Below are 18,291 nucleotides of genomic sequence, written 5' to 3'. Positions count from 1 at the left end.
AATGGCGTGTGACAGCGGTACCCACGCGACGTTGCCGTCCGTGAGCTACGTCAGGTCGCGGCGGCGCAGAGCCCACAGCCCGGTGGCCAGAAGTGCGGCGGCCACGACCACGAGAATCGATGAGGCGGCGGCGGGGACCGAGGCTCCGGTGTCGGCGGGAACATGGCTGTGCGGCGCGACGTCTCGCAACCACTGAGGCGCTCCGATGAGCGTTCCGAGAGGCCCCAACAGCAGGTCCAGGACGACTGCAGCCCAGCCGAGTGCGATCCATCGCGTCCCGAATCCGTATGCGGCGAAAGCGATCGCGGCAACCGACAGTGTTGCCGGTAGCTGCGATACTGCCCCGAGGAGTACATCGACGACACCGGGGCCTGTCCCGCCGACGGCAGCGGCCCCGGCGACGAGCCCTACACCTGCCAGAAGCAACACGAGGGTCGCCGTGACTGTCGCCGTGGCGGCAGCGGCGAGCAGACGGGATCCCGGGGAAACGGCGGTAGCGAGGAGCACTTCTACGCGGCCTGTCCGGTCGTCCTCGCGCAGGCGCCCGACCACGGACACCGCGGCAGCCGAAGCGGCGATCGCCATAATTCCCAGGACGGTGTCGATCAAGGCGCCGACGAGGTCCGATGACGCCGCCCCGGAACCGCCTCCGATGTCTCTGAGTACGTCACCTGCCGCCTCGGACGCACCCAGGAGATCGTCGATGGAGTCGGTGAGCAGCCCGACGAGAAGGCAGTAGGCGAACGCGCCGGACATCCACGGCACCAGGGAGCCTCCCATGGTTCGGACGGTGACTCCGAGAATCGAGATGGGCCATCGTGCGACCGGAGGGCCGGGTCGCGGTTGCACTAGGCCCGCGCCCAGATCACGCCTGCGTCCGACCGCGGCCGCAACTCCGAGGCCGACAGCACACAGGGCCACGCACGCGAGGAACGGCGATACGGCGCGGTCGCCGAGTGGGTCCACGCGTTCGGCCCACCCCAGAGGTGACAGCCATGTCATCCAGGCCAGTCCGCTCACGGCGTCACCGATCCCGCGGACGAGGTACGCGGCGAGCAGTACGACTGCGGACGTGGCGATGGCCGTTCGTGACGTCGTCACGACCTGGTCGACGACCGCGGCGACACCTGTCGCGGCGAGCCCGGCTCCGACGAACTGGAGAGCGAGGAATGTCGCTGCAGGCGCGGGTACTCCGGCCAGTGCGGCCGCTGCTCCGGTCAGCACGCCGGTCGCGACCGCGGCAGCTGTGGCGGTGATCGCCGCAGCCGCCAGAGGTGCCGCTGCGCCGATGGCGCCCGCCCGCACGAGTTCCATCCGCCCCGTGGCTTCCGGACCGCGAAGGTGTCGCGTCACCGTTGCGGCAATCATGATCGCAACGACGAGCAGCGCGAAGGCGCCCACCCGCCACACGGCGATCTGCGCGGTGCCCGATGTGTCGCGAAGCGGGCCGAGAAGGATTCGGAAGACCGGGTTCGCTGCAGAGCCGTCGGCCAGTGCAGCACGCGACGTCGCATCCGGGTACAGAGGCGCGAGCGACGCCGCGGTCGACAGGTACAGCGCCGGCACCACCAGGACGCCGACCGGGGTCGTGAAGCGTTCGGTGCGCAGGGCGAGACGAAGCAGGTAGGTGGTTCCGGCGAGCCTGCTCTGTGGGCCGCCGCCGGGCTGATCAGTAGTGTCACGCCGGTCGGAGATGGTGGTCATGAACGATCACCGTCGGAGTCGTAGTACCGCAGGAACAACTCCTCCAGAGACGGTGGCGCCACCGTCAGATCCGCGACGCCGAGAGCGCCGAGTGCGGCGACCGCAGCGGGCATGTCCGCACGGGTCACGGAGAAGGTGACGCGCCGCCGACCGGTCTCGGCGGACGCGACGACGTCGAGGTCGACCACGCCGGGAGTTCGGGCCAACGACCCCGGGTCTCTGCTCACCTCTGCTGTCACGTGCACGGTGGTGACATGGCGTAGGTCGGTCAGCCTGCCGCTCTCCACCGTCCGCCCGGCACGGATGATCGTGACTGTCTCGCAGAGCTTCTCGACTTCGGACAGGATGTGACTGGACAACAGGACCGATGTTCCCCGGTTGGCGATCTCGCGTACGCACTCGGCGAACACGTTCTCCATGACGGGATCCAGGCCGGACGTGGGTTCGTCGAGCACGAGCAGGTCCGCGTGCCCCGCGAACGCGGCGATCAGCACGACCTTCTGGCGATTTCCCTTCGAGTAGGTCGAGACACGTCTGGTGGGGTCGAGGTCGAAACGCTCGATCAGGGAGTCGCGCGCGTGGACGTCCACGCGAGCCCCGCGCATACCGAGCAGCAGGTCGATCGTCTCCCCTCCGGTGAGTCGTGGCCACAACGCGACGTCGCCGGGTACGTAGGCCAGACGTCGATGGATACTCACGGCATCACGCACCGGGTCTGCGCCGAGTAGTCGGACCGTGCCGGCGTCGCGGTGCACCAGTCCGAGAAGAATGCGGATCGTCGTGGACTTGCCGGCGCCGTTCGGGCCGAGGAACCCCGCGACCGCACCTTCGGACACCGTCAAGTCCAACCCGTCGAGCGCCCGGTGTCGGCCGAATCGTTTGACCAGTCCGGCTATCTCGATCGCATTGTCGGCATCGTTCATGGTCGGTTGTCTCCTGTTCCGTCGAGCGGAGCACCCGCACCGCGGGCAGCGAGGACGGCGTCGAGGGCCGAACCGTCGGTGAGTAGTCCGTGGGTGGCGTACTCGGCGGCGGGCACCATAGTGCGGTCGCTGTAGGCGCGGAGGATGGCGGCACCGTCGGTGGGGTCGGGTGGGGGATTCAACGCCATGTCGATCGTCAGCGTCCCCAGCGCCATCGTGACGAGGTAGCGGGCGCGCGCCGCCTCGTCGACAGAGGGTCGGACGGTTCCTGCTGCCACCGCAACCCGCATCGAACTCTCCACGTCATCCACCAGTCGATCGACGAACGTCCGGGCAGACTCTCCACCCTCGGCCAACAGACGAGTGATGTACACCAGTAGCGGGCCGTGTTCGGCCATGGACTGCAGCGTCTCTTTCACCGCATCACCCACTGCGCCGGCGGACGAGTCGCTCCCATCGGCTCCCAGGATCCGGCCGGTGCGATTCCGGCTCAGGTCGAGCACGTGCGTGTCGCACTCGGCACGCAAACCTGCCTTGTTCGTGAAGTGGTGGATGACCAGCCCCGGACTCACGTCCGCTCGGACTGCAATCGCCCGAAGGGGTGCACCGAAGCCGTCGCTCACGAACACGTCGATCGCGGCGTCGCGGATACGTGCACGTGCAGTGAGGTCGGGATCGTGTCGGACTGAACGCATGTTCAGCATATTAAACATACGTACAGTCGCGAAGCAAGATCGCTCCTCTGAGTCGACGTGACTGTGGACTTCGCGAACAGCACACGATCGACAGCCCGTCAGCGGCGCCGAATCCCGCGTCGCTGCCGTCACTTCACTCTTGGGTCAGTTCGAACGGTCGACGAGGATCGCGGCGTCGCCGAGACCGAGACCGGGGTGCGCTTCACGCAGCTTCTTCACCGCAGCCACCCTCGTTGCGGTCGAGTCGACCGCATCGGCGACATCAGATGCCGGGACAACGTCCGGTGCGACTCGAGGTGGCGGGACATCGCGATGAAAGAACCTCTCGCGGAAGGTGAAGTACGCAAGGACGGCCACGGCGAACACCCAGACGACGACCAGCGTCACGTGCCACGCTGTCGGCTCCTCGAGCATGTCGCCGATACTCGATCTCGTCCTTCTCGTACCATCCTCGGGCGCTCATGGGTCGCAGTCTCCTCTCTCCGCACTGCAGCCGGTGGACACGGTTCCGTCGATGCCATGGGTCGGTGTCCGAACGTGATCGTCTGTCAGTAGATGGTCCCCATCGCGCTGCGAACCTCGTCGAGCGTGCGGTCGGCGATCGCGTTCGCGCGGTCGTTTCCCTCTCGCAGGACCTCGCGCACATGGTCGAGGTCGAGTGCGAGCTCGGCGCGTCGTCGACGATGGTGGGCGAGGAACTCGTTCACTGCGGTGGTCGTCAGCGTTTTCAGGGCCCCCGCACCGGCATCGCCGAGGGAGTCGGCGATCTCGTGCTCATGTCGATCCGAACACAGCGCGGCGGTGGTCAACAAGGCTGACACCCCGGGGCGAGTGGTGGGGTCGAAAGTGATGACGCGTTCGGAGTCGGTCCGCGTTCGGCGGATCGCGTCGGCAGTCTGATCTGCGGTCATGGACAGGGCGATGGCGTTGCCGTAACTCTTGGACATCTTGCGTCCGTCGAGTCCCGGCACCTCGGGTGTCGCGGTCAGCAGTGGTTGCGGATGAGGAAAGACCTCGCCGTAGCGCGCGTTGAAGCGCCTCGCGATCACCCGCGTCTGTTCGAGGTGCGGCACTTGATCCTTGCCGACGGGCACGAGGTTGGCTTTGCAGAACAGGATGTCTGCCGCTTGGTGGACAGGGTAGGTCAACAGCAGTCCACTCAGAGCCCCTCCGGCCGCGGCGTTCTCGGCTTTCACCGTGGGATTGCGATGCAGCTCGGCTTCGGTGACGAGACTCAGGAAGGGCAGCAATAGTTGGTTGAGAGCCGGTACGGCAGAGTGGGTGAAGATGGTCGCTGTGGCCGGATCGATTCCAGCCGCCAGGTAGTCCAGGACTGCCCCGTGCACATTCTGTCGAATCGAACCCATGGAGTCGCGGTCGGTGATCACCTGGTAATCGGCGATCACGAACATCGTCTCGACTCCGAGGCGGTGCAGACGCACGCGCTCGCGGATGGTGCCGAAGTAATGTCCCAGATGTAATGGCCCGGTGGGGCGTTCCCCGGTCAGGACGCGGTAGTGGTCAGGGTGCTCCGACACGGCGCTTCGAAGTGCGTCACTACGCTCGACGGTGACGGCGGCGGACGTTTTCATACGACAACTCCTCGGTGATGAGGGCCGCATGACACTCGCTGATCACGCACTGCACGTCGATGTCCGCGAGCTGCATGCAGCCAGCGGACATGAATGGGCCGGGCTGCTAGCGCAGCCACCACCATGCTTGTCGGACAACGGACATGCGACGACGGTAGCACTTCGCCGATTCACCGGAAAGTGCGAATTGATGACGTGTGTCCCATGCGGATCAGAGGTGTCAGTCGCCCGTTCGGGAGAAGGGCGACAGGGTGTCGGCGTGCTCGAGGTGGAAACTGGCGGATTCGAGGCTCAGCCGACGAATCTCGAGGAGTATTCGTTCTGTGATGACGGTGCCCACGATCATGGATTCGACAGCCGCCGCGCGCTCGTCCTTCGCTCGTGCGTAGGCGACCTCTCCTCTCGCGGCGGACTCGGCATGGTCGGCTGCAGCGTCGAAATCGGTCAGGGAGACCGGTAAGCCGAAACGGCGCATCGTGGTGATGAGCTCAGCCAGTCGGTGGTGTGCGGGTGCAGCGGGATCGATATGCCAGTGCCGATCGGTCATCCATGCGATGACCTCGTGGTGCGCGGCGGCCAGATCCGGGTCGGTGTCGTGTGCGTCAGGTAGGTCGTCCAAACCGTGCATCACTGCACCGAAGGCGTCGTGCAGCGTCACCGTGTCATCGTCTACTGCAGCCAGGACGGCTCGTACACGGGCAAGGGGCAATTCGCCGATCTCGATCATCGAGCGAATGAGTCCGAGCCGGCGCACGTGCGATTCCCCGTACTCCGCCTGATTGGTTGCCGTCCGGACGCCGCTGTGGAGAAGGCCCTCGCGGAGGTAGTACTTGATCGACGAGATGGGCACGGCCGAGCGCGTGCTGAGCTCGGAGACCCTCATGATCGACGCCTTGACATCACGATCGGATACTAGCACTATCCATAACGGATACTTCAAGTGTCCATTGTGATCGGTCGCGGCACCCGCGTTCACGCCGAAGTGCCGGAACGGGTGTCGCAGTAGCGGGGCGTCACTCGACATGTGATGTCTCCGAACCGTTGTCGGACACCGGACGGCCCCTGTCCACCGCCGGCGACGATCACGCACGCATTCTGATCACTACCACCACAGGAGATTCACATGGTCGCACTGCCCTGGTCCGCAGGCCCACAGGATGCGGACGAGCTCGACACCTCAGTCGTCATGGCGTCGCGGTTCGAGCTCACGTCCGCCCGCCACGTCCTACCGTTCTTGATCGCATCGCTGCGGGTACATCATCAGGTGCGCCGAGCGGAAGGGGCCGTGGGAGTCGCTCTGATCGCCAGGCCGTTGCGTCGGGAGTTCTACACGCTCAGTGCGTGGCGAGACCGCGACGCCATCGATGCGATGGTGAGCGCGGAACCGCACCGCTCCGTGATGAAGGCCTTTCGAAAGCAGACCGCGGACGCCGAGTTCACGTTCTGGACCATCCCCGCCTCGGAACGACCGAACTGGACGGACGCTCGTACGAGACTCGGCCGGTAGAAAGCGCGTGGCCGACATGCTCCATAGTCAGGGGGCGCCAGTACTCGTGGGAGACGGACACCTCGTGCTGTGGGACTACGGCGCCAACAAGAGTTTCCAGCGATATACGAAAACGATCAATGCCTTCGCCGCAGCCCTGGACGACGCCACTGTGTCGAAAGGACAGTACGGCCCGGACGCCCCGATGATCTACGTATGGCGTTCGCTCCCTCTGGACGCACGTCGACGAACGATGGCGCCGGCGACACTACCCACCGCAGCGCAGATCACGCCGCTCGCGACGACGAAGCCCGGTGCGAGGGAGATCAGACCAGCAACGAGTGACACCCATGCGAGGACCACTGCGCCAGTCTCGAGGCGCGCCGCCACGGCCGGCCCGGTTCTCCGGCTGTGCGCCGACACCGCCTTCAGGTACAGACCGTAGGCGGCATAGATCGTGGTGTATGCCCCCACGCAGAACGCGAGAACACCCACCGCGAACCACCCGGGAACGACGTCGTAGGGAGCACCGCCGAGGGCAGACACAGCGGCGACCGAGATGGGCACCACCAAAGCCGTTCCGATGTACAGGAGGACCGCCAGGCCCAGCACCGAATCTTTCGGCGACGACGTCCACGACATCGCCCCACTGTATCGAACCGATCGGTCTACATCGTGCTGTCGGCTGCCGCTGCGGAGCACGGGCAGGTCACGGCGTGTCCGTCCGGGGCCTGACCGAGAGAATCGCCGCGACCACTGCTCCGACCAGGAGGATCAGGACCACGTCGTCACTGCGATCGGTCGCCGACGTGCCTCCCCAGGTTGCCACGCGGACGATCACCGCGAGTAGGTAGAGGCCGACCGCTGCGGTGCGTGGATTTCCCATGAACGCACCGTATGCCAGTATCGGCACCGACTCTTGCGCTGCGTTGCGTGACGTGCCATTCTCGGATTCATGACAAACGGAAAGGCGGACACCGCCACCCTCGCGTGAGCGCCGCAGCAACACCCTCCGCGGTCAGGGAAAGAACCGCATCGTCGTCGATTCATCACATGGCATCCGTACCCACGTTGCGGGACACGTGGCTCGCGCTGGGTGTGTCCACTCTGCCGTCCGACAGGCCGACCGCCGAGGCCGCCGTCGCGGATCTGTACAGGCATGCAGGGTTCCGCTGCCCCGAGTTCGTGTGGGTACCGTCCCCACCGGCGGGGGCCGAACTGATTGTCTCCGAACAATTGTCGGGGACCAACTCTCTGACCTCCGGTGCTGCTGCCAGGATCGCGTCGACCGTCTCACGGTCACGCGAACGAATGGACAACCGCACGGGCGGGGTGTCGCGCCGCTGGCCTTCCGACAATCGCTCCCTCTGGGCTGCACGCACACAGCCGCTGGTGGAGTCCGTGCGGCAGGGGATCGCGCCCGACGCGTTGATGCGGATCGCGGTGTGGGATTCATTGCGCACCAGCCTGTTCGATGGAGTAGCGGCCGCTGTGCGGTCACTCGTTCAGCAACCGACGGGAAGCGTGGCGTGGTACGGGCAGCAGGAAGCGCACCGGCTCGCGTACTACGACATCCATCGCGCACTGGGCATCTCCGCCTTCCGCGGTACGGATCACGCCATCCTCGATACTCAGACGGCCCTCGCGGGGGCGACCGGCTGGTGGTGGGCATTCGACAGTGTCTGCGTCATGTCCGAGCGACCTCGGATTCTGCAGACCGAACCTCTTCCGGGAGCGGTGCACAACGAACGGCGACTACACGGACAGAACGAGCCCGCAGTCCAGTTCGTCGACGGACGATCCGTTCACGTCGATCACGGGACCATCGTTCCCGAGTGGGTGATCACCGAACCCACCGTCGAACGCATCGCACGTGAGCGGAACATCGAGATACGCCGGTGCGCGATCGAGCGCATCGGATGGGACGTCTACATCGACGAGGCTGGACTGGAGCTCGTCGACCGAACGGACGATCCGGGAAATGCCGGCGCCCCGCTGTCGCTCTACGCCACGCCGACCAGTTGGGTGGCCGACGGCCGAATCCTGCTCGTGGTCAACGGTTCTGTCGAGCGAGACGGTCGGCGGCGACGGTACGGTCTGCCGGTTCCGAACGGTATGACCTCCGCACTCGACGCCGCCGGATGGACCTACGGCATCACCGGCGACGACTACTCCCGGCTCGTGCGCCGCACGTGACCACATCCCGACGACCCGAGGTGACTTCGATGACCACGACCATGACTCTGTCCACACTCACAGCTCTGACCGGCCTCGACGTCTTCGACTATCTCGATCGAGACGTGTCGATTCCCGTCGTCGACGGGCTTCAGGCCCAGGGCGACCTCATCGTCGTCCCGCGCCCGATGATCGTTCACGTGCAGGCATTTCAGGGCACCAGGGCCGACGACGTGCCTCTCACAGGGTTCGAACTGCTTCGCAGCGCTGCCGGCGGAAACCCCCACAGCCTGGTCTGCGAGGAAGGCCACTGCACGTGGTCCACTCCGGTGTTCGATCCGAAAGGCCTCGCATTGGGCATCCTCGACACAGAGGTCACGGCGTACCTGATTCATCCCGAACACGGTGCGACGGGAATTGCGCCCGGCTCCTACGTGATCAGCAGGCAACGCGAGCGCGGAGTGGGTCGACACTTCCGATCGGCGCGATTGGTCGCGGACTGAGTCGGCGGCGACCACCCGCCGGTCAGGGGCGCGGCCGACATCGCACCCCTGACTGCGGTGAGATCAGTCGGTGACGGCCACGAACTCGTTGGGCGTGACGTCGAGTTCTCTGCTGACGGTGACGTCACCGGTGGTCAGGTCCACGGCGTGAATGCTGTCGGTGTCCGGTTCGGTGACGTAGGCGGTGTTGCCGGTGACAGAGATGCCGGGGTGGGCATCCTGGTATTCGGTGGGGCCTTCCCACTCACCGATGACGGGGTACGAGGCGGTGAACTCCCGGGTCTCGGGATCGAAGACGTGCACGGCGCCGTCGGTCCCGATGATGTAGGCCTTGTCGTCGGGCCCACGGGAGACGCCGCGCCAGGTGTACTCGGCACCGTCGGGCATCTGGACGACCTCCAGAGTCTTCGCCACGGTGTCGATGACGGTGACCGCATGCAGCAGTGACCCTTCCGCATCGGCATCGTCCTTGTAGTCGCCGACGACCAAGGGACTGGTCTCGCTGACATACGCGTTACCGGTACGCCCGTAGGGCTGGTCAGGCGAGTCGAGCTTGGTGATCTCGCCCTTGTCGTAGACCAGGACGCCGTTCTCGCAGCCGAAGACGACGACCTCGTTCCGCGCCGTTCCCTCTCCGTGCACACCGGGGCACTCGTCGTTGCGCGCGATGACCGTACCGGCGTCATCGCGCACCTCGATACCGGTGCGTCCGTTGGCGTTGCCGACGGTGGTGAGGAACGTGCCGTCTTCCAGAACGATCGAGACTCCGTGATGCGGTTCCACGCCGGGAATACTCTTCACCTCGGGGAGACCGTCGGTCGACTCCAGTGCTGCCGTGTCGAAGATCGTGGTGTCGCTGGTGCCGTCGGCGTACAGAACGGTCTTGCCGCCGTGCCGAACGACGTGGCCCGCCTTCTCCGCCTCGAAGACCGTGTCCGTGAGCTCGGGTTCGTCCGTGGTCCCGGCGGCGGTGTCGAGTACCTGGAAGCCCGTGCTCGTGGTCACCAAGACGTTGCGACCGTCGCCGACGAGGTTGAGTCGTGTGTAGTCCTCGGAGTCGAAGTCCGCGACGGTGTCGAGGGTGGCGGCGTCCAGCACCTGTACGCCGCCTTCGTAGGAGACGGCGACGCGAGGCCCGGCCTGCATCGCTGCGGTGGTGGAGTCGGCGGCGGTCGTGGTGGTGCCGGAGGAGCAGGCCGCGAGGGTGACGACAGCTCCGAGCGCGAGCACCGTGGAGCCTGACCGCCGGAAATGACTGAGACGCATCTGATGTCCTTATCTGTGGGGGATCGAAACTGATCAGGGGGAGAGGCCGGTGGCGATGCGTTCGGTGTTGACGCGCATCATCGTCAGGTAGTCGGGAGCGCCACCGTCGGGACCGGAGAGTGACTCGGTGAACAGCTGGACGACGTTCACTCGAATGTCGGCTTCACTGGCGAGCGCCTGGACGAGGCGGTCGGGCGAGGACGATTCTGCGAAGATGGTGCGGACACCGGTGGAGTCGACGGCATCGACCAGATCGGACAGATCCGACGCGGACGGTGCGGCGAGGGTGGTGCCGCCGGGAATGACCGCCCCGACGACCTCGAAGTCGAAACGATCAGCGAGGTAACCGAAGACGTGATGATTGGTGACGAGCGCACGACGCTCGTCCGGAACGGCGGCGAAGGCGGCGGTCATCTCTTCGTCGAGACTGTGCAGCTGTCCGCGGTACTCGGCCGCTCGGGTCGACGTGGTGGCCGGATCCATCCCGTCGAGATCGCCGAGAATCGGCTCCAGGGCATCGACGACGGCGATCATGCGTGCAGGATCGGTCCAGAAGTGAGGATCGGGGCTACCCTCCGCATCGCCCTCCTGGTAGTCGAGCACGTCGATGACGTCCCCGGCGACGAAGGTCGGAACGTTCTCCGCGGCTGCGGCGTCGAGATGCTGCTGCAGACCCTCCTCGAGGCCGAGCCCATTGGAGACGACGAGGTCCGCCGAGCGCAGACGTGCGCCCTCCTGCGCGGAGATCTCGAACGAGTGCGGGTCGGCGTTCGGCTTCATCAGAGTCACGACCTCTGCCTCGTCGCCGACGAGGTGCTCGACGACGTCGCCCAGGATGTTCGTGGAGACCATCACCACCGGACGGTCGTCTGCTGTCGCCGAACACCCTGCGAGAGAGATCATCACAGCGACTGCCGCCGCGGCCAGGGGAGTCCCCGTCCGGTGTCGTCGCATGATCAGCGTCCCGTCTCGGCCGTGAACGCCGGTTCGGATGCGGTCTCGAACGTGCGTGAGATGCGGGCGTCGTCGGCGTAGTCGATCTCGTACAGCTCGTTCTCGGTGGGCGCGCTGAGATAGGCGCGCTGCTGGTCGGCGACCAGGGTCGGTGCCTGACCGGCGGCCAGTGACGCGGCGACGAGTGGCGGCGTCTCGGCGACGACAGAACCATCGGCTCCGTTCAGCACGAGCACGCGCCCGTCGGCTGCAAGGCCCAGGACGTGCTCATCGTTGTCGTCGACCGCCGTCACGTGCACCAAGGGAGTGGGTGCGGGGAGAAGTGCCCACGACTTCTCGCGGGTGTCGAGCAACCAGATGCCCTCGTCGCCGGCGAGGCCGGCGACGGTGGGTCGGCCCTCCCGGTTGTCGAACGACGTTGCGGGAGGGGCGGTCACGTCGGTGGGGTACGGGATCCGTTCCACCGTGAGCTCGTCTCCGGTGGCCGACGCGAGCAGGGCGCCGTCCGAGCAGCCGATCACGGCGCCGACCCGTGTGGTGATGGTGCCGGCCGCGTCGGGGCACGGCTCCACGAGACCGGTGAGCGTCCCGTCCGAGGTGTGTCCGACCACCGTCCGTGACGGACCCACGCCCTCGGTGACGAGGGCGAACGATCCGACGGGCACGACCATTCCTTCTCCCGGCGGATTCCGCAGACGGAACGACTCGGCGATCTCGCCCTTCGACAACGCCTCGGTGTCGAGTAGTACGGCGTCGCCGGTCTCGGGGAAGTAGAGTCCGGTTCCGCCGGAGGTGGACTGATTCGACGTGGCCACGGCCGCGTCGCCGGCGCCCTCGACAGTGCCGATGAGCCGAGGTTCGGCGCGGTAGTAGTGGTAGTGGTCGACGTGGTCCCAGGTCCAGACGCCGCTGTCGACGATCTCGATGCCCGCGTCGGTCCGGGCGAACAGGTAGCGTCCGTCGGTGCTCATCGCTGCCGGGGCACCGATGGTCCCGAGATCGGACACCGATTCGTCCAACAGGTCCAGGTGCGAGACCGCGCCGGTGGGGTCGATCGTCGTGAGTCCGAGGCGCGGCTCGGCGAGTTCAGTGGCGTCCGTGATCGCTCCGTGGCCTTCGACGGGTGCTTCGTCGGCGGTGGATGGCGGCGCCTGCTCGGTGGCGCACGCGGTCAGGCCGACGATGACGGCGCCGAGTACGAGAACGGAGGTCGTGATGCGATGTCGCACAGTGTCCTTTCGGGTGGATCGGGGCGGCCGAGTGTCAGGTGGAGAGCGCCGACGCTGGTGTCGGGCGTCCGATCGACGTGGTCGCGGTCCTGGCCGCCACCGACAGTCCCGACAGCGCGATCGCCGTCGCGGCGACCGTGGCGCCGGCCGCCGTGGCCGCGTGCCACGAGATGAGCAGTCCGACGAACACCGACAGCACACCGAGGAGGGCGGCCGACACCATCCGAGTCGGTATCCGAGTGGTCCACTGCCCGGCGGCGACGGCGGGTGCGAGAAGGAGTCCGACGACCAGAAGCGAGCCGACGGCCTGGTAGGAGGCCACGACAGCGAGTGTCACCAGGGCGACCAGAGCAGCCTGTGCCGTGCGGGGAGCAAGGCCCAGTACCGACGCGATGCGGGGATCGAGCGCGAGCGCCACCAACGAACGATGGAAGCCTGCGGTCACCGTCATGCCGACCACCACGGCGACGGCCAGGAGCGCGATGTCCACGGACGTGATGGCCAGGATGTCTCCGAACAGGATGGACGTGGCGTCGGTGGCGAAGCTTCCCGAGTGGGAGATGATGATGACCCCCAGCGCCAGCATCGAGACGAACAACATGCCGATGCTCGTGTCGTAGGAGAGGGATCCGCGACGCTGGAGCGCGGCGATGCCGAGGCTCATGACGACCGCACTGAGTGCTCCGCCCACCAACGCCGGTGCACCCAGGACCGTCGCCAGGGCGACGCCGGGAAGCATCCCGTGTGCGAGAGCCTCACCCAGAAAAGCCATGCCGCGGACGACGACCCAGGTACCGACGACCCCGCACAGCACCGCCACGAGTGCGCCGCCGAGCAAAGCGCGTTGCACGAAAGCGAGCGAGAAGGGCTCGACGAGCGCCTGAAATGTCACGCTACGCATCGTAACGATAGTGATAACGATTTCCAAAATCGTTAAGATGGGTCCATGAGTGAGATCGACACGACCCGACCCGCTGCTCGGCTCCGCGATGTCCGCGTGGAGTTCGACGGACACGCGGCCCTCGACGGGATCGAACTGGATGTCGTCGCGGGTGCCGTGATGGTGATCGCAGGGCCGAACGGTGCCGGAAAATCCACCTTGCTGGAGGTGATCGCGGGAACACGTGCGCTGACGTCCGGTGCGCGAGTCGCAACGCGAGCAATAGGATTCGTTCCACAGCGCGCGGCGGTCCCGGACCGACTGCCGGTGACGGTGCGGGACGTCGCGACAGTCGGGGTCTGGGGCGGGACGCGGGCGTGGCGCCGTGTCGATGCCGAGTCTCGCCGTGCCGTCGACGACGCGCTCGATCGCCTCGGTATCAGCGAGCTCGCGGACAGGTCCTTCTCCGCGTTGTCAGGCGGTCAGAGACAGCGGGCGTTGCTCGCGCAGGGCCTTGCGCGTCGCGCGGATCTTCTTCTTCTCGACGAACCCACGACGGGTCTGGACGCGACGAGCGGTGACCGCATTCGGGACGTGATGAGGGCGGAAGCTCGGCGGGGGGCGGCAGTCGCGTGCGTCTCTCACGATCCGCTCGTGATCGACATGGCCGATCGGGTCGTGCGTCTCGAGGCTGGGCGGGTGGTCCGCTGATGGGCGATCGCGGCGATTCAGGAGGGGCTCCGCTGCCTGTGCTCCGACGGTCCAGACGTGCAGGGACTCCCGCTGCGATGATGGCCGTACACATCGCCACCACGACCACGGCCGGCGGACGCACTGTAGTCACCGACCCGCAGCAGACCGACCGCAGCGGCCATACGCCAGTGCACAGTTCGAGGGCCGGGGATCGCGACGTGCGGCAACGAGATCGTGCTCGCGAGTAGCACTGCGGTCACCTCGGGACTGCGGCGACGCCGGCCCATGCGGGACTGAGGAACACAGAGCTGACAGGAAGTCGCGCGCTGCCATCATGAGATCGGTTCTACATCGGACTGATCCCCGGGGACCTGACTGCGGAGAGAGCTGCCGGATCGATGAGGCGAAAGCGGCGAGGGGTGGTGTGCCACCACCGGTCCGCATAGCGGCTCAAGCTGGCGGGGCTGTCGAGTCCGATGACGGCGGCGACCTGACCGACAGGCATTCTCGTCGTGCGAAGGTAGTGCTCGGCTCGTTCCCGACGTGTCTCGTCGAGACAGGCACCGAAGCTCGACCCTTCCGCGCGGAGCTGCCGTTGAAGCGAGCGAGGCGCCATCGACATCTCCGACGCGGTCGCGTCGAGGGTGGGACGGATGGTTCCCAACGTGCGGCGGAGGTAGGTCTTGACCTGCGTCGTCAACGTAGTGGTCCCGTTGTTCGGTTGCTGCTGCAAGAACCGGAGAGCAAGCTCGTGGGCCGATCGGTTTCGGCCGCTGATCGGCTGTTCGGCGAGGTGCTTGGGTACGCGTAGGAGTGCTGAGGAACGGCGGTATCGCACCGCATTCACGCCGAACAACGACTCGTACCGTTCGGGGTGCGCGACGGGTGCATGGGGAATTTCGACACTTCGCAGGCCGTAAGGGCCGCCCGCGAGATCGGTGATCGCCCGGTGCAGAAAGAGAAGACCCATGTCCACGCTCTGCGGCGTCGCGTAGACGCCGGGCGGGTAACCATAGCGATACGCGATCACACCGCGAACGAGGTAAGGGTCGGGAACCGCCGCGACGCTGAGGCCGCGGGCATGCACGAAGAGGTATCGCGACGTGCAGTCGAGAGCCTCTCCGATCGTCTCGGAGTTCCCGACAGCCAGTGCGAGCGGACCGAGCAGGTCCAAGTTCTGCTCGAGCGCAACTCGTAGACCGAAATCGGCGCAGTCGAGTTCGGCGGCCGCGAGTTCCAGGAGCGCTGCGATAGAGGTGTCCCGGACCAAGATCTCGTCGTTGTCCAGAACCGCGAGCGGAAGTCCGACTCGGACGACCAGACTTGCCGCGTCGCCGTGCAAGCTTTCGATCACCTGCCTCACGCCTCGCAGACCAGCCGAACGTACCCATGCCATACCGTCACTGTATGGCGTGATCGGTCAACTTTGCCGGTCTGCGATCGTGCATCGTGGAGGCCGTCCGACACGACGACCTGGAGATCCGATGCCTGAGTACTTCATCCCCACAACTCTGGGGAAGATCCACGCGACGGTGTCGGGTACCGGAGACGCGATGGTGCTGTGGCCGAGCATGCTCACCGACCACACACTGTGGGACAGGCAGGTCGAGTACTTCGCGGACAGGTACACCACGATCGCGATCGATCCACCCGGGCACGGACTCAGCGAACCGCTGACTCACCACTTCGACTTTGCGGAGAGTGCGCGCTGCTACGTCGAAATTCTCGACTGGCTCGGTATCGAGTGGGCGCATCTCGTCGGGAATTCATGGGGGGCGATGACGGGAGCCACCATCACTGCCAGGTATCCGGACCGGGTCGGTTCTGCAGTGCTGATGAACGGTACGGCGTCGGTCGCACCGCGACGGCAACGCATCAAGGTCATGGCGCAAGCGCGACTGGGTAGACTCAGCGCCCGCCTGCCCGACGTAGTCGAAAGGCGCGTTTCCAGGCCCGTCGTCGATCACAGTGTCATTCGCATGTTCTTCGGCCCCACAGCATTACGTGATCAACCGGACTTGACGACGCGCATCTCCGAACTCGTTCACAGCCATGATGTGCGGTCTGTGGGCCTGGCGGGGGAGAGCGTGGTCAGCCGCCGGCCGGACCAACACATTCTGCTGGCGGCGATCACATCGCCCGTTCTGATACTCGCAGGCCGCGAGGATCCGACTTTCCCGGTAGACGAGGTATCCCGGATGGCGGCCGCGATTGTCGGCAGCGAATTCGTCGTCATCGACAACGCCGCTCACCTGGTGGCTGTCGAAGCGCCGGACACGGTGAACGCGCTGATCGACGACTTTTTGGATCGCCACCCGATCGAGCGGTGACGGGACTATCGCGCTCCGTACGAACTCGACCGCCTCAGTCCCGGCGCCCCACCACCGGGTTGAGCTCGGAGTCCGCGAGCCCGCCCGGCTCGATACCGGGGAGGAACTCGCGCCACGTGCCGCTGATGAGGGTCGGCGATTCCACGACACGGGTGCCGTCGGCGAAGTAGGTGGTGGCGAGGGCTCGACGCGGCTGCGTCGTCCGGTTCGGGCCCGCGGTGTGAAAGCACAGTGCGGAATGGAACGACACGTCTCCCACCGCGAACGGCTCCGCTTCCACCGCGACGTCGCGCTCGAGGAAACGCTGGGTGACGGCTTCGTCGTACGACGTGCCGACCTTGTCGAACTCCAGATCGGCGACCTCGTTCAGCACGTCCCGGCCGCGGGCGAAGGACAGCGGACCCATCCGGCCCGGGATGGCAGACATCGGCATCCACGCGGTGACGGCGTCGGTGGTCTGCAGGGGGAAGTGCTCGGCGTCGTGATGCCACGGCGTGCGCCCGCAGCCGGGCTCCTTGGACAACGCATTGTCGTGGTAGAGGCGAACTCCGGGCACGTCGAGCAATGCCGCGGCCAGACCGCCGATCCGGGGCGACAGCGCCACGGCGCGCATCAGATCGTCGTGGAGCCACATCTGCTCGAGCGCGGTGAATCGGCCGGCGACGTCGTCACCGTGTTCCGCGCGCAGCAACTCCTCGAGTCGCTCGGCGAGGCGACGCACCACCGCCGGCGACAGCACTGCGGGCAGTCGCACGAAAGCCTGCCGTGCGAATGCCTCGACGGAGGCGGGGTCCAGGTCGTAGGGCTCGGCCAGCTCGCGCTCGACCTGCTCGTCCGTGGCGGCCTCGACCTCGGGCATACCGGGACCCTCGACCAGCTCGGTGGGCGTGGCATCGTTCGCGGCCAGCGTGACGTACCAGTCCCACCAGTCCTGATCGTCGCCTGCCCAGTCCTGATCGATACCGCCGTCCCGGTTCTGCTCGGGCAGGCGATCATTGGTGGTCGAGTCGTTCAGAGCCACAGCAGGGCCGCCTCGTGCGAGAAGGTGTAGGAACCGGACGCGTCGCGGCAGGAGGCCAGGTAGTCGCCCAGTACCGGGGCGGCTTCCATCTCCTCCAGCGACACCGAGTCGTCGAATGCGCAGCGCTGGAGAAACCCTTCGGCGATGCCGCGGTCGGAGGTTCCGGTCGAGTAGGTGACGCGCTGGTCGCGTACGTCCGCGCCGGCTCGTGTCAGCGCGTCGCGCACCTGCTCGGCGGTCGTGTACGGCGTCGCCTCGCGCACCCCGGCGCGGAAGGCGTCGTAGAACGCGAGGTAGTGCGAGGCCGCCGTGGCCTGTGCGACCAGGCCCAGACCTCCGGGAGTCAGTGCGGCCACGAATCGTTCTGCCGCAGCGTCCAATTCGTCCGGCGGAAGTGCGTAGAGCGCGTGGGTGGCCCAGACGACGTCGTAGCCGGCGTGATCCGCGGGGAGGTCCTGCAGGGTCATCACCAGGTCGTGCCGGGCCGCGAACGGCGCGCCGAGCGCGCCGCGTGCCTCGGCGACGGAGAATGCGGACGGGTCGAGCAGGTCGTAGGCCAGCTCGGGGACTGCCGACAGGTCCGTGTAGCGGCGCAGCGCGGTGGGAAACTTTCCGCTGCCGCACGCCACGTCGAGCAGCGACCAGCCTTCGTGCGCGCGGTCGCTGAGAAGCGTCGGCCAGTCGGCGGCCAACGCCAGCTGCCGGTAGTCCTCGGTCGCGAGAGCGTAGAACGCCTCCATGCCCGTGCGACCGGCTTCACTCCAGTGCTCGAGGCTGCGCTCGGCTGTGTCTCCGCTGCTCATGTCACTCCTCCTGAAAGGAGCCGACCGCAACACACCG

General features: G+C 66.5%; 20 protein-coding genes. 5 read left to right on the top strand and 15 right to left on the bottom strand.

Translation table 11 applies throughout. The annotated features are described in order from the left end of the window. Positions 1–45 precede the first annotated feature (45 nt). The 6 genes from JOE30_RS18860 to JOE30_RS18835 form a co-directional block, all read right to left on the bottom strand. A complete protein-coding gene (locus JOE30_RS18860) occupies positions 46–1,704 on the bottom strand; it encodes a hypothetical protein (protein ID WP_204868533.1) in 1,659 nt (552 codons plus the stop codon). Continuing rightward, on the bottom strand, positions 1,701–2,627 hold the full coding sequence (locus JOE30_RS18855) for an ABC transporter ATP-binding protein (protein ID WP_204868532.1): 927 nt from the start codon (positions 2,625–2,627) through the stop codon (positions 1,701–1,703). Before JOE30_RS18855 ends, JOE30_RS18860 begins: the two co-directional genes overlap by 4 nt. Then, positions 2,624–3,322, bottom strand: a complete 699-nt coding sequence (locus JOE30_RS18850) for a TetR/AcrR family transcriptional regulator (RefSeq protein ID WP_204868531.1) — start codon at positions 3,320–3,322, stop codon at positions 2,624–2,626. The genes JOE30_RS18855 and JOE30_RS18850 overlap by 4 nt, the downstream gene beginning before the upstream one ends. Before the next feature lie 144 nt (positions 3,323–3,466). After that, positions 3,467–3,736 carry a hypothetical protein gene (locus JOE30_RS18845; RefSeq protein WP_204868530.1) on the bottom strand — a complete coding sequence of 90 codons (270 nt, stop codon included), beginning with the start codon at positions 3,734–3,736 and terminating at the stop codon, positions 3,467–3,469. A 134-nt stretch (positions 3,737–3,870) separates the two neighbouring features. Then, positions 3,871–4,944 (bottom strand): tryptophan--tRNA ligase, encoded by a 1,074-nt coding sequence (trpS, locus tag JOE30_RS18840; RefSeq protein WP_204868529.1) that lies wholly within the window; start codon positions 4,942–4,944, stop codon positions 3,871–3,873. A 190-nt stretch (positions 4,945–5,134) separates the two neighbouring features. Further along, positions 5,135–5,797 (bottom strand): MerR family transcriptional regulator, encoded by a 663-nt coding sequence (locus JOE30_RS18835; protein ID WP_204868528.1) that lies wholly within the window; start codon positions 5,795–5,797, stop codon positions 5,135–5,137. Positions 5,798–6,037: 240 nt separating this feature from the next. Between JOE30_RS18835 and JOE30_RS18830 the strand changes: the two genes are divergently transcribed. After that, the gene (locus tag JOE30_RS18830; RefSeq protein ID WP_204868527.1) at positions 6,038–6,421 is read left to right on the top strand and encodes a DUF3291 domain-containing protein; all 384 of its coding nucleotides are present in this window, start codon (positions 6,038–6,040) and stop codon (positions 6,419–6,421) included. A 189-nt stretch (positions 6,422–6,610) separates the two neighbouring features. Here the strand turns inward: JOE30_RS18830 and JOE30_RS18825 are convergent, their stop codons facing one another. Together JOE30_RS18825 and JOE30_RS18820 are read right to left on the bottom strand one after the other, a co-directional pair. Beyond that, a complete protein-coding gene (locus JOE30_RS18825) occupies positions 6,611–7,042 on the bottom strand; it encodes a hypothetical protein (RefSeq protein WP_204868526.1) in 432 nt (143 codons plus the stop codon). A gap of 67 nt (positions 7,043–7,109) precedes the next feature. Then, positions 7,110–7,286: a hypothetical protein gene (locus JOE30_RS18820; RefSeq protein ID WP_204868525.1), complete on the bottom strand. Its 177-nt coding sequence runs from the start codon at positions 7,284–7,286 to the stop codon at positions 7,110–7,112. Between the two features lie 167 nt (positions 7,287–7,453). Here JOE30_RS18820 and JOE30_RS18815 point away from each other — a divergent pair, with 167 nt between their 5' ends. Next, positions 7,454–8,596, top strand: coding sequence for a DUF6745 domain-containing protein (locus JOE30_RS18815; RefSeq protein WP_239532417.1), 1,143 nt, complete (start codon positions 7,454–7,456; stop codon positions 8,594–8,596). 29 nt (positions 8,597–8,625) lie between these two features. Continuing rightward, positions 8,626–9,078 (top strand): hypothetical protein, encoded by a 453-nt coding sequence (locus tag JOE30_RS18810; protein ID WP_204868524.1) that lies wholly within the window; start codon positions 8,626–8,628, stop codon positions 9,076–9,078. Between the two features lie 63 nt (positions 9,079–9,141). Here the strand turns inward: JOE30_RS18810 and aztD are convergent, their stop codons facing one another. From aztD to aztB, 4 genes are read right to left on the bottom strand one after another with little or no spacing between them, the layout of a single operon-like run. After that, entirely contained in the window at positions 9,142–10,344 is a 1,203-nt protein-coding gene (aztD, locus tag JOE30_RS18805) for a zinc metallochaperone AztD (RefSeq protein WP_204868523.1), read from the bottom strand. Positions 10,345–10,377: 33 nt separating this feature from the next. Further along, positions 10,378–11,298 (bottom strand): zinc ABC transporter substrate-binding protein AztC, encoded by a 921-nt coding sequence (aztC, locus tag JOE30_RS18800; protein WP_204868522.1) that lies wholly within the window; start codon positions 11,296–11,298, stop codon positions 10,378–10,380. Between the two features lie 2 nt (positions 11,299–11,300). Further along, on the bottom strand, positions 11,301–12,527 hold the full coding sequence (locus JOE30_RS18795) for an ABC transporter (protein WP_204868521.1): 1,227 nt from the start codon (positions 12,525–12,527) through the stop codon (positions 11,301–11,303). Positions 12,528–12,561: 34 nt separating this feature from the next. Continuing rightward, positions 12,562–13,419 (bottom strand): zinc ABC transporter permease AztB, encoded by an 858-nt coding sequence (gene aztB, locus JOE30_RS18790; RefSeq protein ID WP_307806245.1) that lies wholly within the window; start codon positions 13,417–13,419, stop codon positions 12,562–12,564. A gap of 54 nt (positions 13,420–13,473) precedes the next feature. Here aztB and aztA point away from each other — a divergent pair, with 54 nt between their 5' ends. Further along, positions 13,474–14,118 carry a zinc ABC transporter ATP-binding protein AztA gene (gene aztA, locus JOE30_RS18785; RefSeq protein WP_204868519.1) on the top strand — a complete coding sequence of 215 codons (645 nt, stop codon included), beginning with the start codon at positions 13,474–13,476 and terminating at the stop codon, positions 14,116–14,118. A 328-nt stretch (positions 14,119–14,446) separates the two neighbouring features. Here the strand turns inward: aztA and JOE30_RS18780 are convergent, their stop codons facing one another. Beyond that, on the bottom strand, positions 14,447–15,454 hold the full coding sequence (locus tag JOE30_RS18780; RefSeq protein WP_307806244.1) for an AraC family transcriptional regulator ligand-binding domain-containing protein: 1,008 nt from the start codon (positions 15,452–15,454) through the stop codon (positions 14,447–14,449). Positions 15,455–15,584: 130 nt separating this feature from the next. On the opposite strand from JOE30_RS18780, the gene JOE30_RS18775 reads away from it, so the two are divergent. Further along, on the top strand, positions 15,585–16,430 hold the full coding sequence (locus JOE30_RS18775; RefSeq protein ID WP_204868517.1) for an alpha/beta fold hydrolase: 846 nt from the start codon (positions 15,585–15,587) through the stop codon (positions 16,428–16,430). Positions 16,431–16,464: 34 nt separating this feature from the next. Here JOE30_RS18775 and JOE30_RS18770 read toward each other — a convergent pair whose 3' ends face one another. Both JOE30_RS18770 and JOE30_RS18765 read right to left on the bottom strand, forming a co-directional pair. Further along, positions 16,465–17,451 (bottom strand): phytanoyl-CoA dioxygenase family protein, encoded by a 987-nt coding sequence (locus tag JOE30_RS18770; protein ID WP_204868516.1) that lies wholly within the window; start codon positions 17,449–17,451, stop codon positions 16,465–16,467. Beyond that, the gene (locus JOE30_RS18765) at positions 17,442–18,254 is read right to left on the bottom strand and encodes a class I SAM-dependent methyltransferase (protein ID WP_204868515.1); all 813 of its coding nucleotides are present in this window, start codon (positions 18,252–18,254) and stop codon (positions 17,442–17,444) included. Before JOE30_RS18765 ends, JOE30_RS18770 begins: the two co-directional genes overlap by 10 nt. Positions 18,255–18,291 lie beyond the last annotated feature (37 nt).

The organism is Rhodococcus sp. PvP016, from assembly GCF_017832185.1.
GTDB lineage: Bacteria > Actinomycetota > Actinomycetes > Mycobacteriales > Mycobacteriaceae > Rhodococcoides.
This window is presented reverse-complemented; position numbering and strand designations above follow the sequence as displayed.